General features: G+C 38.2%; 14 protein-coding genes. 3 read left to right on the forward strand and 11 right to left on the reverse strand.

Annotated features, from left to right (window positions below; all coding sequences use genetic code 11):
• Positions 1 to 5: 5 nt before the first annotated feature.
• The 7 genes from AC1M9J_RS01060 to efp all read right to left on the reverse strand — a co-directional run bounded on the left by AC1M9J_RS01060 (position 6) and on the right by efp (position 8296).
• Positions 6 to 2018 (reverse strand): transglutaminase TgpA family protein, encoded by a 2013-nt coding sequence (locus tag AC1M9J_RS01060; RefSeq protein ID WP_481951705.1) that lies wholly within the window; start codon positions 2016 to 2018, stop codon positions 6 to 8.
• 29 nt (positions 2019 to 2047) lie between these two features.
• Complete coding sequence (locus AC1M9J_RS01065) at positions 2048 to 2953, reverse strand: DUF58 domain-containing protein (protein WP_481951706.1); 906 nt, start codon at positions 2951 to 2953, stop codon at positions 2048 to 2050.
• A 10-nt stretch (positions 2954 to 2963) separates the two neighbouring features.
• Positions 2964 to 3923, reverse strand: a complete 960-nt coding sequence (locus AC1M9J_RS01070) for an AAA family ATPase (protein WP_035265922.1) — start codon at positions 3921 to 3923, stop codon at positions 2964 to 2966.
• A gap of 98 nt (positions 3924 to 4021) precedes the next feature.
• A complete protein-coding gene (locus AC1M9J_RS01075) occupies positions 4022 to 5038 on the reverse strand; it encodes a 2-dehydropantoate 2-reductase (protein WP_481951707.1) in 1017 nt (338 codons plus the stop codon).
• A 125-nt stretch (positions 5039 to 5163) separates the two neighbouring features.
• Complete coding sequence (locus AC1M9J_RS01080; protein ID WP_481588442.1) at positions 5164 to 5466, reverse strand: YbdD/YjiX family protein; 303 nt, start codon at positions 5464 to 5466, stop codon at positions 5164 to 5166.
• Entirely contained in the window at positions 5463 to 7556 is a 2094-nt protein-coding gene (locus AC1M9J_RS01085) for a carbon starvation CstA family protein (protein WP_481588443.1), read from the reverse strand. The genes AC1M9J_RS01080 and AC1M9J_RS01085 overlap by 4 nt, the downstream gene beginning before the upstream one ends.
• Before the next feature lie 170 nt (positions 7557 to 7726).
• On the reverse strand, positions 7727 to 8296 hold the full coding sequence (gene efp, locus AC1M9J_RS01090) for an elongation factor P (RefSeq protein ID WP_035265851.1): 570 nt from the start codon (positions 8294 to 8296) through the stop codon (positions 7727 to 7729).
• A 347-nt stretch (positions 8297 to 8643) separates the two neighbouring features.
• Here efp and epmB point away from each other — a divergent pair, with 347 nt between their 5' ends.
• The 3 genes from epmB to AC1M9J_RS01105 are packed head-to-tail and all read left to right on the forward strand — an operon-like array spanning position 8644 to position 13637.
• Entirely contained in the window at positions 8644 to 9660 is a 1017-nt protein-coding gene (epmB, locus tag AC1M9J_RS01095) for an EF-P beta-lysylation protein EpmB (RefSeq protein ID WP_035265849.1), read from the forward strand.
• A gap of 12 nt (positions 9661 to 9672) precedes the next feature.
• Positions 9673 to 11430 (forward strand): GTPase, encoded by a 1758-nt coding sequence (locus tag AC1M9J_RS01100; protein ID WP_481595521.1) that lies wholly within the window; start codon positions 9673 to 9675, stop codon positions 11428 to 11430.
• Complete coding sequence (locus AC1M9J_RS01105) at positions 11427 to 13637, forward strand: EAL domain-containing protein (RefSeq protein WP_481951708.1); 2211 nt, start codon at positions 11427 to 11429, stop codon at positions 13635 to 13637. Before AC1M9J_RS01100 ends, AC1M9J_RS01105 begins: the two co-directional genes overlap by 4 nt.
• A 55-nt stretch (positions 13638 to 13692) precedes the next feature.
• On the opposite strand, the gene rpmE is transcribed toward AC1M9J_RS01105, so the two are convergent.
• The 4 genes from rpmE to AC1M9J_RS01125 form a co-directional block, all read right to left on the reverse strand.
• A complete protein-coding gene (rpmE, locus tag AC1M9J_RS01110; RefSeq protein WP_004971624.1) occupies positions 13693 to 13917 on the reverse strand; it encodes a 50S ribosomal protein L31 in 225 nt (74 codons plus the stop codon).
• Positions 13918 to 14133: 216 nt separating this feature from the next.
• Positions 14134 to 15105, reverse strand: coding sequence for a bile acid:sodium symporter family protein (locus tag AC1M9J_RS01115; protein ID WP_481595523.1), 972 nt, complete (start codon positions 15103 to 15105; stop codon positions 14134 to 14136).
• Positions 15106 to 15203: 98 nt separating this feature from the next.
• Complete coding sequence (gene gloA / locus AC1M9J_RS01120; RefSeq protein WP_481588447.1) at positions 15204 to 15605, reverse strand: lactoylglutathione lyase; 402 nt, start codon at positions 15603 to 15605, stop codon at positions 15204 to 15206.
• A gap of 9 nt (positions 15606 to 15614) precedes the next feature.
• Positions 15615 to 17792, reverse strand: coding sequence for an AmpG family muropeptide MFS transporter (locus AC1M9J_RS01125; RefSeq protein ID WP_481595524.1), 2178 nt, complete (start codon positions 17790 to 17792; stop codon positions 15615 to 15617).
• Positions 17793 to 17829: the final 37 nt, after the last annotated feature.

A 17829-nucleotide genomic window follows, 5' to 3' on the forward strand; every position in this document is an offset into this window, starting at 1 on the left:
AAAAATCACTTGGCTGACAAGCCTTTTTCATATTTAACCAAAAGATATGAACAAGTTTTAATCATTGACTTAAAATTTGCGAACTCTTGTTTAGAAATACTCGATTGTGAATAACTTAAGTGCTCGTACAGAATGATAATTTCAAGGAAAACAGCTCTATTATTTTGACTTAAAGGTGATGAAATTCTTTCTAACCATTGTCGAACCGTTTCGTAAGAATAACGGCGACTGTGAAGTCCTAATTTTCTATTGAAAACATGAAGTACCCAATCGATTTGTGAATAGTGTTTTCTCTTTTTTCTCAACATCCATAGCGCATAACATCCTAATATGATCAGTGAGACTGCAAGGATAATCACAAACACTGAAGCAACTGAATGAATTCCAAATTTTGTCATCCAACTCTGCTGTTGATCAGCATTATATCCAACAACTTTACTTTGCCATTGATAACTTGCGTAATCACTCCACACGCGAATTTTTGTCAAAAAAGGATATTTTGCAACTGACCAATTTGTATTCTCAGAGTAGAGTGTTTGATTATTTTGAATTAAATTTTGCATTCCCTGATCAATACGTTCAGGAGCAATCATTGCAGTGGGATCAATCCTCTGCCATTGACCTCCAAAATATACTTCAGTCCAAGCATGTGCATCTAACTGCCTCACTTCCCAACTTTTCTGGTCTGGCGCAAATTGACCTCCTTGATAACCAGTCACGACTCGGGCAGGAATACCGACATAACGCATCATCATGACAAAACTAGAAGCAAAATGCTCACAAAATCCTTGTCGTGAATTAAACATAAATGCATCTATCCGATCACCACTCAAAACACCGGGAGATAAAGAATACTGAAAGCTATTTTGCTTAAACCAGTCTAAAACTTGCTGGATATAACGCTCTGGCCGCTCTCCACTTTTAATAAATAAGTCCCACGCTAAACTTTGACTTTTGATATCACGCTGATGGAGATACTGAGTGTAATACTGAATTTGAAACTGACTAAGTTCATGATTTATTTTCGTCTCACGCCCTAACCAAACTAAGTTTATGGGTTGAGCCGTTTGAATAGGTCGTTGAGCTGAAATACCACCGTCATAACGGAGATAATAATTTCGTTGTTGAGGTACAGATTGCTCTAATCCCATGATCCATTCTACAGAAGGATCTTTAGCCAAATACTGATATTCAACTTTTTGATTTAAATTAGAAAGTTGATAAGAGTTTAACTCGTTTAACCCTCTATTAAATCCATGACTTGTCCATTTTTGACCATCATATTGATCTAAGACCAAAGCTCGCCAATACATTTCTGAACGCGTCGGTAATTTTGTGATATCACCAATAATACGAAATGCCAATTCATTTGACTGAGACAGCTCAGCAATGTCACCTGGGGACATAGAGTCACTGATTCCTGTCATTCCCTTATTTTGCTGAATCGGGAGATGCCAAAGCGGAGGTAATCTTGGGAAAAAAATAAAGAGTAGTATAAAAAAAGGAATTGCCAATCCGATGAATTTACCAACATGAATGACATCGTGCTTTAAGCCATTTTTAGTTTCTCGAGTGGACAGAAACTCCGCGGTTTGAATTCTATAGAGTCCTACAAAACAGCTCACTAAGCACAGCACCACTCCCAAAGCAACATACAACGTTTGACTATATAAAAACGTACTTGCCGCCACGAATAAGGCAAAATTAAAAACGATGATCAAATCACGTTTTTTTTGGGTTTCTAATGCTTTTGAAAATAGAAAAGTTGTCAGCGATGCTACCCCAGCCTCAACACCAACAAAGGTATGGTAATGCAGATAAATCGCGCCAAGTGCAATTGCTGTAAAACTAAATTTTATTGCTTTGGAGACATTTTTTTTACTTTTTTGAATATGCCATAAATATATAAGCTCAATACAGAGCACCAAAATTAAAGCATAAGGCAGATAAATAATCTGGATAAATAAAATGAGTGCCAAACTCAATAGCATGGATTGTGAAACTTTAGGATGTACCATATATCAAAACCTATTTTCTATTTCACACTTTATGCCTGAGCAAGCAGAATTTTAGCCTGCTTGATATGCTCAGCTCCAAATCCTTGATTCAATTCGGCATGAGGTAACACCAGCTTAAAAGGAATTTGTAATTGCTCACACTGCTCCACCACACCCATCATATATTTGAGCTTTTCTTCATGCTCGACTGATGGCATATGATGATAATGAATATCAACACATCGATCCTGTTGATGCTCTTCAAAAACTTTAATATACAAACCTTGTCCACGAGCAGCCTGCTTCCAAGATACACTTTGTAATGAGTCGCCGACCTGAAAACTTCTTAATTCTTTAAACTCATCTTTTTCCTGATCCAATACAAATGCATTTGAAAAGCTTGTATTCGTATTTATTTTGGCTTGTGGCGCAATCCATGCATGTCGTCCATGAAAGATATAAGTCCAAGCTCGAACAAGACCAAATGGATACACTGAAGCAATGTGTATATCGGGATAGTTATACTGTCCTCGTTGATCAACATGAATCGGTATAACACATTCAGACTGTTTTTGGTCAATGTGAATGTGCTGTGTCTCAGAATCGATGGAGATCGATAAATAACGTGAATATGAATAAGGTTGATTCAAGTAGATTTTAAATAAAATCGAGTGCCCTACCTGTCCAACTTCATCAGTAATGATGTCTATCTCAAGACCATGCAATTGTTTAAAGGTGATATAAAAACTAATGCATAAGATCGCACTAATTAAAAAGCAGAAACCTAATATCAAATTATTGGCATAGTTAATACCCGCAATAAATGTGATAAAAATCAACACAAGATATAAGAAACCTTGCTGATAAATAAAAATCAAAATATCGCGTTGACCAATTTTTTTACTCTGCTCAAACCGAAATCTTTTTTTTAACCATTGCTTCCAGATACTGGTCACCTGCATACCCTCAAATCAATTTAACCTGATTCATTAGGGAGACCGTCTCATCCTCACTCAAGTTTAATCGATGAGCGCATACTGCTGAAAATACAGCTTTTACATCATCAGGAATGACAAAGGCTCTGGCATGCACGATCGCTCTCGCTTGTGATGCTCGTTTTAAAGCCAATAATCCACGCGTCGATAAACCATGCGCACTTTTTCGTGTTACCGCAGCCAAATCCAATAAATAGTCTTGAATTGCATCACTTAAATGGACTTGATGAGTCAAGGATTGCAATCTTAGTATTTCAGTCTCATTAAATACATGGATCAACTGTGCGATTAATTTGGCACGTGATTCTTGTTGAAGAAGTATTTTTTCTGCATGGCGAGATGGATAGCCAAGAGATAACCGCATGAGGAATCTGTCTAACTGAGACTCTGGTAGTGCATAAGTCCCGCTTTGAAAGAGTGGATTCTGAGTTGCTATCACCCAAAAAGGCTGAGGTAAAGCATAACGCTGTCCATCAATCGTGGCGTAGCCCTCTTCCATCGCTTCTAGCAATGCACTCTGTGTCTTAGGACTACAGCGATTAATTTCATCTGCCAAAAGAACTTGGGTAAAGACAGGTCCGTACTTAAATTCAAACTGATGCTCTTTTTGATTAAAAACATTCACGCCAATTACATCACTGGCGAGCATATCATTGGTAAATTGGATTCTTTGAAATGATAAACCTGATAATGATGCCAAACTACTGGCCAATGTGGTCTTACCCAATCCAGGTAAGTCTTCAAATAAAATATGACCACCTGCAATTAAACTACATAAAGCCAATTCAGTTTGCGTATTTTTATCCAAAACAATTTGATTGATTTGTTCTAGAAATAATGAAATTTTGGGAGTAAATGATTGAATCTGAGATTCTAACTCAGGCTGTATAATATCTTTTGATTGAACACTCTGCTTCATTCCCCAAATCATCATTTACATTTCCAAAACTATATATTTCTACCATACAGGTTTTTTTTATTTTCTCAAATATTTCTAATAATCAGTGTATTAAAGAATCAGTATCAAACTTAATGCTGAATAAGCTTCAACTGTGTGAGCATCTCTTCAGGTCCAATTTGAAGGCTTGAATTATTGTTTTCCGCCAGCTTGATCTGTTCAATAAAATAGCTGTTGATCGGTGCATTCCCCCCGAGTGTATTAGCAAGTCTGACCACTTCACCATTAATCCAATCAACCTCCGTCGTGCGCCCTAAATTCAGATCATCCTGCATAGATGAACGAGCTAGTGGATCAATGGCTAACATTTTGCGACTGATCAACTTAAACAACCAATTAGGAAGTCGAAGAATATGAGGAATGATGTTCGCTGGTACAGGCGTTAATTGTGCGGGTTTAATATTTGCCTGCTTTAAAATTTGAAGCGTCTCTAACTGTGCCTGAGCAAGGCACTTTCTATACATTCGATTAGTAAGTTGATTTCTTAAAGTTAGACCAGATAAAGCGTTAATCGAATTGTTCAAGTTGAATAAGACTTTAGCCCACTGTACCTCTAACATATCATCACGGAATTCAACTTGTAGTTTCGCCGCATCTAACATTATTTTTAGCTGATTATTTTCTGCAAATTTTTTTATCATTAATATTCCATCAGAACCTTGATGAAAATGAGAAGGTTTGAGTTCTGCGACATTAAATGGAACCATTCCTTCCATAATCTCCCATTCTGGCAGCATTTTTTTTAACCGTGGAACATTACTCACTCCATTTTGAAAACTGATGAGACGTGGTTTATTGAGAGTGTCACAGCTTCGTATTTCAAATGCCACTTGCTCTGTCGCTGCTGATTTTACACAAATCATGACTAAGTCCGTGTCTAGGACTTCTGCTAGATTTGTTGTAAGTCTTAATTGATCTGGAGTGAGCTTATGATGGTATCCGTTTAAATCACTGAGCTCCAACCCATTTTGGCTTAATTTTTGATAGCTTCTTTCTCTACAGTAAAATGTCACCTGATGGCCTGCTGCGACCATTCTTCCACCGATATAACTGCCAATCGATCCTGCACCATAAATTCCAATTTTCATGTTTTTATCCTTTGTTATTGATCAAGAGTATACGAGTTTCAGAACAATAAATTTGTCAGGTTTTATACAATTAAAACAAATAAAAAACGACACCTCAGTGCCGTTTTTTATTTAATATTAGAAAATTAACATGGGCATTTTTTCATACCGCCTGCTGCACTTGGATAGCGTGCATCGACACAATAACGATGAAAAGTTTTTTCATCCATTGGCTCTAGGTCAGGGTGATGCTTTTTCATATGCTCTACATAGTTTTGGTAATCTGGGACACCCACCATTAAACGAAAACTTTGTTGTAGCCGCTGCCAAATCAGTTGAACTGTTTTGATTCCATTCAACATTAAAAACTTCTTCGGCTGAGCCAAAATCGTGAATTTAATGATTTTACCCAATGCCAGCTTTTGACGAATTTGTTCTTTCAAACTCATTTGGTCTCTCCTGCAGGGACTTGATCAGTATAAATTGCTTCAGCTTCCTGAGCCGTTGGCTGCGGATTTGCTAAAGCACGACGAATCACTTTAATGGCAGCAAACAACATCACCACAGCAACAATCATAAAGAATGCACATAACGCAGCATTAATCTGATTAGATAAAGCAACAGTTTGCATTTCCGCAATGGATTTCGCAGGCGCTAAAATTTCGTTTCGCTCAATAGCCGCATTGAAACGATCTGCTTGTGCCAAGAATCCAATTTTTGGATTTTCATGGAAGATTTTTTGCCAACCAGCAGTCATCGCTGTAATGAATAGGAAAATCGTTGGAACAATGGTGACCCACACATATTTTTCTTTCTTCATCTTGAACAAAATGACAGTTCCCAGCATCAGTGCCATCGCAGCTAAAATTTGGTTACCAATACCAAATAATGGCCACAAACTATTGATACCGCCCAGTGGATCAACTACGCCTTGATATACAAAGAACCCCCAGCCTGAGACTGCAACGGCAGTACCAATCAAGTTGCCCACAAACGACTTAGAGTTTTTAACCGCAGGGACAACGATCCCCACAGTATCTTGAACCATAAAACGGCAAGCACGTGTTCCTGCATCAACAGCAGTTAGAATAAATAGCGCTTCAAACAAGATCGCAAAGTGATACCAAAATGCCATCATTTCTCGACTATTAAAAATTTCAGTGATGATGTGCGCCATACCAATCGCAAACGTCGGTGCACCACCAGTACGAGAAAGAATTGTGCTTTCACCAACCTCTTGAGCAAGTAGTGTTAGAGCTTCAGGTGTAACCACAAATCCTAAATTACGTACCGCCTCTGCGGCACTTTCAACCGTCGTTCCTATCACCGCAGCTGGTGAGTTAATGGCAAAATAAACGCCTGGATCCAAGATCGTTGCACAGATCATCGCCATGATTGCGACAAATGATTCCATCAACATACCGCCGTATCCGATCATCCGGATATCGCGTTCATTATTTACGAGCTTAGGTGTAGTTCCTGATGAAACCAATGCATGGAAACCTGAAATTGCACCACAGGCAATGGTAATAAATAAGAATGGGAAAAGTGATCCAGAGAATACAGGTCCCGTGCCATCTACGAAGTGGGTAATTGCAGGCATTTTTAATTCAGGCATCGCAAATACGATACCCAATGCTAAACCTGCAATCACGCCAATTTTCAAGAAAGTCGATAAATAATCACGTGGAGCCAATAACAACCATACTGGTAATACAGAAGCGATGAAACCGTAGATAATCAATGCCCATGTTAACTCTGTACCCGATAAAGTGAATAATTGCCCCCAATAAGGATGTTGAGCAATATTTTCACCGTAGATGATACCGAGCATCATCAGTACAAAGCCAATGATTGAAACTTCGGCAATCTTTCCTGGACGGATATATCGCATATATACGCCCATAAATAATGCAATTGGAATGGTGGCAGCAATACTAAACACACCCCATGGACTATTGGTTAATGCTTTAACCACCACGAGTGCAAGCACAGCTAGGATAATGATCATTACCCCTAATGCGCCAAGCATCACAATAATTCCTGCAAATGAACCCAGTTCTTGTTTTGCCATTTCACCCAGTGAACGTCCGTCACGGCGTGTAGAAATAAATAAAACTAGAAAATCTTGGACTGCACCTGCCAGTACAACACCGACTAACAGCCAAATCGTTCCTGGTAAATAACCCATTTGCGCAGCAAGAATAGGCCCAACTAACGGACCAGCACCTGCAATCGCAGCAAAGTGATGACCAAACAGAACACTTTTATTTGTAGGCACATAATCTAGACCATCCGCTAGACGGTGCGCAGGTGTTAAACGCCGAGCATTTAACTCGAATACTTTATTAGCAATAAATAAACTATAAAAACGATATGCAATACTGTAAACACAGACTGCAGCGAGTACGAGCCAAACTGCGTTGACATGTTCTCCACGACTAACCGCTAATATTCCAAAGGATACTGCACCGATTATGGCCACAATAATCCAAATCAATTTCGAAGTCATGGATGACTTCGGTTGTATTTGATCCATATCAAACCCTCATTATTTCGTATTTGCAATCAGCTCAATTTTATTATTCGTGTTACTGCTGTTTTCCCTTGCGACTATACTCCTCAATAATTCTTCTTTACCTTAGACCTTGGCATTAAAAAAGGGATGATTGTCATCATCCCTTTCGATAATAGTATAAATTTACACCATTATGCACGTTCTAAGTATTCACCAGTACGTGTATCAACACGAACGCTTTCTTCTTGTTGAACGAATAATGGAACACGTACTACAGCACCTGTTTCAAGTTTCGCTGGTTTACCACCACCGCCAGAAGTATCACCACGTACGCCTGGATCAGTTTCAACAATTTTTAATACCACGAAGTTAGGTGCATTCACTGTTAAAGGAACACCATTCCATAACATGATTGTGCATTTTTCGTTTGAATCGTCTTTCAACCATTTCGCAGCATCACCCATTGCAACTTTGTCAGCCGCAATTTGCTCGAAAGTCACAGGATCCATGAAGTTCCATAGTTCGCCGTCGTTGTATAAGTAGTCCATTTCTACTTCTACGATATCTGCTGCTTCTAAAGAATCACCAGATTTAAATGTTTTTTCTAATACTTTACCTGATTTAAGGTTACGTAATTTAACACGGTTGAACGCTTGGCCTTTACCTGGTTTAACGTATTCGTTTTCCATGATTGAGCATGGGTTACCATCAAGCATTACCTTAAGGCCAGACTTGAAATCGTTCGTAGAATAATAGGCCATGAGAGGCTCACTCCAAACTTACTAACTTTAATCTATTAATGCGATGGGCTGCTACACTGTCATTTAGCAAGGCTGACAGGTGCATGATATGCCACATGCACATGCATTTATGTTGCGTATTCTAAATGACCAACCTACTCTGCCGCAATGATAAATTCCGAAATACAACGTTTAAGCTGTCTAAGTTCCATGCAGAACTACTGTTGTAGACTTAATTTGATCATCTTTAGGCTTGAGTATTTTCATCCCAACATTCAATAAAGAAGGCTTAATCAGGACACAACTGAGTTTTTCAATGGGTTTTGATTTAAAATGAAGCCTTTCATCTCCCTCTAAATTTAAACTGTATGACCCACTATTTGTATCAAGAGCAACATTGGCAAAATCAACTCAGCGATTTAATCACTGACCCACATGAGCTCATTGAACTCTTGGAATTGCAACCTGAAGATTTAATACATGGTGCAATTTTGGCATCAGCCCAATTTAAATTAAGAGTCCCTCGCGCCTTCGTCGCGAAGATGCAAAAATCTAATCCTGATGATCCACTGTTACTTCAAGTACTCCCTCATCATCTGGAGTTAAATGAACATCCTGATTTTGTGACAGACCCCCTTGATGAGGAGGCTGCCAATTTAATTCCAGGTGTATTACATAAATATCAGTCACGTTTTTTACTGACTTTAACAGGTGCATGTGCTGTTCATTGTCGTTATTGTTTTAGACGTCATTTTCCATATCAAGAAAATTTACCTAAAAATGACGACTGGAAAAAAATACAAGACTACTTACTCGCTCATCCAGAAATCAATGAAGTGATCTTAAGCGGAGGGGATCCCCTAACACTTTCAAATCGTAAACTTGCCGTTTGGATCGATAGATTAAGTTCAATTCCACATCTTAAAATTTTGCGTATTCATTCTAGAGTTCCAATCGTTATCCCAAATCGGCTTGATGATGAACTTATTTCTCTGTTAAAAAACAGTAGGCTACGTATTATTCTAGTGGTACACTCAAACCATGCTACTGAAATTGATGACTTTACCGCTTCGAAATTAATGCAAATTTCACAACAAAATATTTTGGTGTTGAATCAAGCTGTGTTATTAAAAGGTATTAATGATCATCCTGATATTTTGGTTGATCTAAGTCATCGATTATTTGATGCGCGTGTGATGCCTTATTATTTACATGTGTTGGATAAAGTGAAAGGTGCTCAGCATTTTGATTTACCAAGTGAATCTATTGATTCAATCTATAAAGAGGTTTTGGCAAGGTTGCCTGGATACTTGGTTCCAAAGCTGGTTAGAGAAATTGCGGGAGAACAGAATAAAACACCGCTTTATGGAGTTGCCACTTTTTAGAGACTCATTCACATGCTTCAGGCTCAGATTTCAGAAATTTTTCACTATCCTACTGCCTTGACTCGAGATCAACTGAGTTTTGCAAATGCAAATGTTCAGGACTTGGGTTTTTGGGCATCTCAACTTTCAATTATGCAATTAGGTGACACCTCTGAAGCGGTGTTAAAAGCCCTATATGAAATCGCTGAACTCAAATGTTCGGAAACATTGCGCTTTGATCTTATTCAAGCGCTACACCCTTTGATCGAAAATATTTTAGAGAGACTTGAAAAAAACTTTTTAAATCAAGGTCTTTTTCTATCTGACCGTAACAAAGATATTATAGAATTAACCACTCGCTTGAGAACATTATTTGCTGATATCTACATAGATATTGCACAGCGCAGTGAAATGCAGCTAAAACAACAAAAGTTTTCTATTTTGAAGTTTGCTCAAAAGCGTAATGTGAAAACTGCACGACTCCTTTCCAGTTATTACGCTCTTCAACAATTGGGTTTATTGCTAGTACAACAACAGATGCTTTATCGTTCTGCCTTGTCTAAGCAATGGTTAATGACCCATTATCTGTATGATTTGGCATTAAAAAACCAAGAACACACGGTCAATATTAATTTATTGCAAGGCACTCATCACGCTTTAAAAAATATTCAACAGTGCTATGCCCAAGTCTTATTATTAGAAATATTTAATACTCACCAAATTCGTCCTTCTGAGATCTACGCGCTCTATCAATGCACAGCGGATTGGGCACAATTAGTGCAAGTTTTACCACGCGAAACCGCTTTATCTCGTTACGTCATTGATACCACTAAAGATCATCCGCCAGTTTACAACCGAAAACACCATGAGAGTTTTAAACCTAACATTTTCGTGGCGACACAATCGTTGCTTGAGCATGTCAACTTAACCATTCAAAAGGACAATGAATATTTATCTAAGAAAGAGAAAGCATATTTAACTGCGCCTCTTAAATTTCATGTACAAAATGTTTTAGGCTCGACCATTGAACGCAGACATGAACGTTATGAACATTCCGCTCAGTTACAACTCTGTTTCAGTTTACTTACCGCTCATTATTATCTCTCTAAAACCAAAACTTTTAGCGAAACCTTACGACTAACACCGCCTAAATCAAAATCAGAAGACGAGTTTGCATTTACATATTTAAATGACTACCCAGATGCCTATACAGACAAATCAAACAAGGTTCTAGATAAACAGGCACGTCAAATCCATGCGGCTCAAGTTTTAGATATCAGTTTAAATGGTTATCGCGTACGTTGGTTAGAAGAAGAAGCACCTCCAAATTTAAGAACTGGTGAATTTATCCTGATCAATGAGGGAGTGAACAGCAAATGGAAAGGTGGTGTAATTCGTTGGATCAAACAATCTGTTAAAAAAAGCTATGAACTTGGGCTTGAAGTGATTGGACCCGACATCCACCCTTGCGCCGCAAAAGTTTATACAGATCGAAGTTCTTTTAATTATCATCCATGTTTATTTGTACATACCTTGAAGATTGATGCTCCACAGCATTCTCTTATTTTGCCAAATTTACAGTTTTTCAAAGAACAACAATCTATTTATTTACGCTTAACTGATCAAGATATCAAAGTAGAATTGATAAAGACCATGCTCATCACACAAAGTTTTGTTCAATTTGAATTTGAATTATTTAATGATGAGCAGCAATATCTGATTGATGAATTTTTACAACATCAAAACCTTGAATCAAATCGTTTTCAAGATGTATGGGAAGCATTGAAGTGAAAAACCTACTTCTATCAACACAATTAAAACAATCTGGAATGCGCTTACTCATTGTCGATGATAATCAGATTCGTTATAACCATATTATCTCTTTACTCGAAAAACGCGAGTACAAGGTAGAAGCAGTGCTACTCGATGATCAAGTGAGTCTTGAAAAGCAACTTCATTTAGATTGGGATTTAATTCTGTTTGGTCGTGCCTATGAACTGACCTTAACTCATTTTCTTCGACTGCTTGCAGATTCTGATAAAGCTTTTACCCCAACACTTTATCTAGCTCCAGAAGCGCTAGAAATGTCTGAAGTAAAACTCATTTCGATGGGCATCTACGATGTTTTAAATATTGATCAACCTGAACAATGTTTACTTAAAATTATTCGAGCATTGGCTTTTAGTCGCTTACAAAAAAATCAGATGCAATTAACGGATGAACTGAAACACAATGTTCAAATTAAACAAAATTGGATCGAAGAGCATAAAAAAGCAGTTGCAATCATAGAAGAAGGGATTGTCGTTGAATGCAACCATGAGTTTACGCATTTATTTGGCTTCAACACGTTTGATGACGTTATTGGATCCCCGCTCATTGATTTAATACAACCTGAGGATATTCAATCTTTTAAAGCACGATTTAAAAAATTAGCTTTCGGTAAATTTGAGTATGGACCTTTTGAACTGATTTCTCTTAATCCACAGTTAACACATCAAAATCCAGTCCAAATTGAATGTAATCCTACAGATCAAAATCAAATCATTGAAATTACGATTTCAACGCATTTTCAACAGGATGATCAACCATTTAGTCCTCAACTTGAGACTGCACCTCACCAAGACAGTAGAATTGCACCACACACAACATTGGCAAAAATTTTACAACATCTTGAAGAACACCCTGCTCAAGAAAATGCTTTGGTCATCTTCAGCCTAGCCAGTTGTCCAGACTATATCTTGAGTTCTGATTGGGATACTTTTAAAGGCTATTTCGGCAAACTTTCAGACTTTATTCTCGAACAGACCAATGGCGCTGTATTTAAAATTGAAACAGCCCTGTATGCCACTATCATTCAAGCTGAAACGATTGAAGTTCTAAAATCAAGACTCTCTGCGCTACATGCGCTTGAAAAACCTAGGCTCGTCAATCTGGGAGATCAAACCTATCAACAGCATGTCAAAATTGGTTATAGTCTCTTCAAACTGTCAGATTTAAATGTAGATAATTTTGAACAGCTCATTGCAAATGCTTATAACACACCCCTACCCAATTTATTGAGCAATGATGCTGCTTTAGAGACAACGCTTGAAGAAATTGAAGAGATTCATTTTGAAGTTACTCAAGCAGATGAGCCGACCTCTATTCAGTTGAATACACCTTCTTCTGAAGTAGAGCCTGATCATTCAACAGAATTTGTATTTCAAGCAAGTGAAGAACCTGTACAGTCAGACGAAGTTCACGGCGATATCCTAGTACATCTTCGTAAAGTTCTTGAACGCGATCAAATTACGCTAAAGTTCCAACAAATCTATGATAAAGAAGACACTAGTCTTAATACCTATGAAGTAAGCAGTGGGTTTATTTTTGAAAACCAATGGATTCAATTGGACGATATTGAAGAATTGGTGGATGACCCTGAGTTGTCTATTAAAATTGACCGATGGATTTTGGTTGAAGCAGCAAAGCAACTGCACAATTTTTTAACACAATATCCTGAAGCTAAACTGATTATTAATTTACGACATCATGTTCTTTTAAAGCATCATCAATTGGCAGAATTAATTTCAAAACTGCTCATGATTGTAGGCGCAAAAGTACCTCAACCGCTGATTTTACAGTTTAAAGAAAAATACATTGCTCAACATTTAAATGAAATTCTGCCTGCGATTGAGGTATTGAGAGCGCAAGGTGCAGATATTGCCATTTGTGAATTTGGATTAAGTAAATGTAGCAATCTCATTCTCAAAGTTGCCAATATTCAGAATTTCACGCTGCATGAAGAATTCACAGATGATTTAAATACTGAAGAAGGTATTGAACGTTTTAAACAAGCGATTGAATACTTCAATAGTCATCGATCAGTCAATTTATTACTCAAAAATCTCAATGATATGAATAGCTTTGCCAACGCGTGGAATGTCGACGTGAGATTTTTACAAGGTGATTATTACCAGCGTAAATTGGATCAGCTCATGAATGTTCAAGATCAAAGTTAAATCCGAATTTTGGACATAAAAAAACAGGCTGAACGCCTGTTTTTTATTTTGGGTATTAACGTTTGATAGAACGTGACATACCAGCAAAACGTTGTTTGAACTTGTCGATACGACCGCCAGTGTCAACGTTCTTTTGCTTACCAGTGTAGAATGGGTGGCAAGCTGAGCATACGTCTAGGTAAAGTGTTTCTTTACCAACAGCTGAACGAGTTTCGATTACGTTACCGCAAGAGCAAGTAGCAACTAATTTTTCGTATTTTGGGTGAATATCGGCGCGCATGGTCGATTCTCCATAGAGTTAAGAAGGCTTTAGCTGTCATCGCAATTGATCACTCTCTTCATCCATTACAACAGACGCAGAGGAAAGGCTGAAATACAGCAGATCAACACCACAACAGACCATTCTTTTGGCCCACCGAGACGGCTTCCGTCAGAGCTAAGCACAACAAGTGGACGACATTATACGCCACTTTATTTCAGATAGCGAATTTTTCCTTTAAGACTTTTCAATTTGCTTGGACCAATGATTTGCAATAATTCCGCACACCATTAATTGGATTTGATGGAAAATCATAATTGGCAATATGATCATCCCCATAGGTTGTCCAATGAAAAGAATTTGCGCCATAGGCACTCCACTTGCGAGTGTTTTCTTAGAACCACAAAAAAATACAGCGATTTGATCGGCACGATTAAATCCAAACCACTTTGGGGCGTGATAGGCTAAAAGCATAATCAAAGTCAGAAGCACAGAGCATGCAATAATTAACCACATTAAGGTCACCCCACTGACTTCATTCCATAGATCTGCTACGACTGCACTACTGAATGCGCCATACACCACCAAAAGAATTGAGCCTTGATCAAAAGTTTTGACAATACTCGGGGCTTTTTGAATCAGAGGAAAAACGATAGGACGCAATAATTGTCCCAGAATAAATGGAACCAATAACAGCAGAATAATTTTGACGATCGCACTGGTTGGATCAAACCCATGATCAGACTGGCCTAAAATAAATAAGGTCACTAATATAGGTGTGATAAACATACCAATAATATTAGAGAATGAAGCACTACACACAGCACTTGCGACATTACCACCTGCTACTGAAGTAAATGCAATAGAAGACTGAACTGTTGAGGGTAAGAAGCACATAAACAAGAAGCCCCAATACAGTTCTTGTCCAAGTAGCGGTAGCAATACAGGTTTAGCCATTAACCCTAGAATTGGGAAAACTGCAAACGTCAGTGCAAAGACCAAACTGTGTAATTGCCAATGTTTAATGCCTTGAATCACCGCCTCACGTGATAACTTTGCACCATGTAAAAAAAATAGGATTGCAATTGCAATCGTGGTGAAATAAGAAAAATAGTGAGCAGCAACACCTGAAATTGGCATCAGTGACGCTAAAATCACCATAACAAACAGCAATATCGTGAAACGATCTAACGCTAAGAGCTTTAGCACCCCATATCCCTCTTTTTATTCTCTAAATTGAAAATAAGCCCAATACTCATCGATTGGGCTTATCTTTAAAATTTTACTCACCAATCAGCGAGTGAAACTTAATTATTTCTCGCATTACTGTCTTGTTGAATAAGTTCAATCTTGTAACCATCTGGATCTTCCACAAAAGCGATTACGGTTACACCGCCTTTCATTGGTCCAGCTTCACGGACAACATTACCACCACGTGCTTTGATTTCTTCACACGCTTTATAAGCATCATCCACTGCGATCGCAATATGACCATACGCATTACCCAGCTCATAGCTGTCTGTATCCCAGTTATGCGTTAGCTCAAGAACAGTATTGTTTTCTTCATCACCATAACCTACAAAGGCTAAAGTGAATCGACCTTCTTCATAATCGCGTTTACGAAGCAAAGTCATACCGAGTACTTCAGTATAGAACGCCAATGAACGCTCTAAATTGCCTACACGTAACATGGTATGTAACATTCGCATAAAATTTACCTATTGATTGAAAGATGTACTTTTCAACTGATTTAACAATTTCGCCACCCAAATAACAAGTAACAAAATAGGTAAACCCATTAAAAAAGTCATAAAGAAGAATGATGAATAACCGAAGTTTGTCACTATTGTACCTGAATAGCCACCAATCATCTTTGGAAGTAATAACATCAATGAACTAAAAATTGCATATTGCATTGCTGTAAATGAAACGCTAGTCAAACTTGATAGGAACGCAATAAATACTGCACCAGCAAGTCCTGATGCGAGATTGTCAAATACAATCCCCATCACCAGCCACACCTTGCTATAAGGGACAACCACTTTACCTTTGAGTTCGACTATTTGATCACTATCAACTTGAACAGCTGGAAGATCAGATAAAGCCATACGTGACTTCGGTTGGATCGTTGAAACTGTTTTATAAATATGATCTTGGGTTAATTCATGCGCCTGACCTGCATGCTGCACAACCGCTTGCACCGTAAATTTAGTGTGGTCTTTTAGACTGTCTCCGGGGACGACCACGCTCCAATTATTTTGATCCAACTTCGCAGGTATCACTTGCTGATTTGAAATACGAATATTCAGTGTTTGTAGTGTGCTGTCAGCTTTTAAGTTCGAGAGTTGACCGCGAATAATGACATCCTTGCTTAACTCATCTTGGTAGAGAACATTATCCCCTCCAATGGCTTGGATGAAAATCTGAGAATCATCTTGACTCGAATAGCGTTGAAGCGGGATTTCAACATTCAGGGCTTTATCATAACCATCAGGGGTGGATAACACTTGAATACTATTATGTTCAGCAAAATTAGATGCAGGGAGCTTTAAAGACCAGTTCCCCACTTCATCAGGAGTCACTTGATGCTGTTGCCCCCCCATTTGTACCAAGACTTGATTCATCGTTGGTCCAGATTTTACGAGCCCCACAAAGATGAGATTGGTCGTGCTGGCAACAATAGCGCCCACCAACATCATTTTCATAATGTTATAACGCTGAGCTAATAAGCCTCCAAGGAAGCCACCTAAAATTACAAAAAAAATGGCGAAAAACTTGTTAAACCAAGCGATTTCTTCTTTATCAAAATTCAAATCAAGATAAAAAAGATTGGCAACCACTCCAGCGACAATATCTGAAATTCGATAAAAACCAATGAGTAATAAAATAGCTAACGCAACTTTCAAACCATAACGTTTGAAGAAATCTAAAATCGGTGATAGCCATGTCTCGACGACTATTTTTTCATCAATGAGTTTTGCTCGGATTAATCCAAATACGACTAGCACAGCCAACGCCACACTCGCGAAGAAACGTAAAACTTGCCCGATAAATGACAAAAAATTACCATCAATATTTAACTGTGAAATCCAAGCACCAAATTGGAGAAACCCACAAACGAAAACTACTGTTGAAATCACAAAGACGATAAATAACTGAAAATAATCCTTTGCTTGATATTGATGAGGTTCTTGATTTACTACCGGTTCATGAATCACTAAAGTCGTCACAATCCCAATCATCATCAATCCAGCCATAAGTAAATAGGTGGACTGCCACGCCTCATAAATATAGTTACCCATGGCTGTACCAAGTGATGCAGCGAAGAGTAATGCACCGAGCTGAGTTACAATGGTCGCAATTCGATAACCTGCGTTATAGGTCGAAGCCATAACCGTCTGAACACTCGTATCTTGTGTCAACTCAATACGATAAGCATCCACGATAATATCTTGTGTCGCTGATGAGAATCCTAGAAAGATTGCGGATATCGCCATGAACGTTAAACTTGAAAATGGCCCTACACTTCCTCCATGAATACTCGGATCAGTAAATGCCATTGAACAAATAGCAATTGCGACCAAAATCTGAGAAACCAATAACCACCCTCGTCGTTTACCCAATTTCCTTGTTAAATAAGGCAATGGTAATCGGTCAATCAAAGGTGCCCAAATGAACTTGAAGGCATAAGCTAAGGCTGCCCATGAAAACATGGTAATGGTACTACGCTGAATACCGGCTTCACTCAACCAGAAAGATAGAGTTGAAAAAATCAGAAAAATTGGGATACCTGATGAGAAACCCAAAAAAAGCATAATGATCGCGCGTCGATCAAGAAAGGCTTTAAATGCCGAAGTCCATCCAGCTGATTCTGGTGACGAAGATTGTGATGTCATTGCGTTGTTATTTTCAGTGAAAAGTACTCTCGCTATT

This window comes from Acinetobacter sp. ANC_7588 (assembly GCF_056783995.1).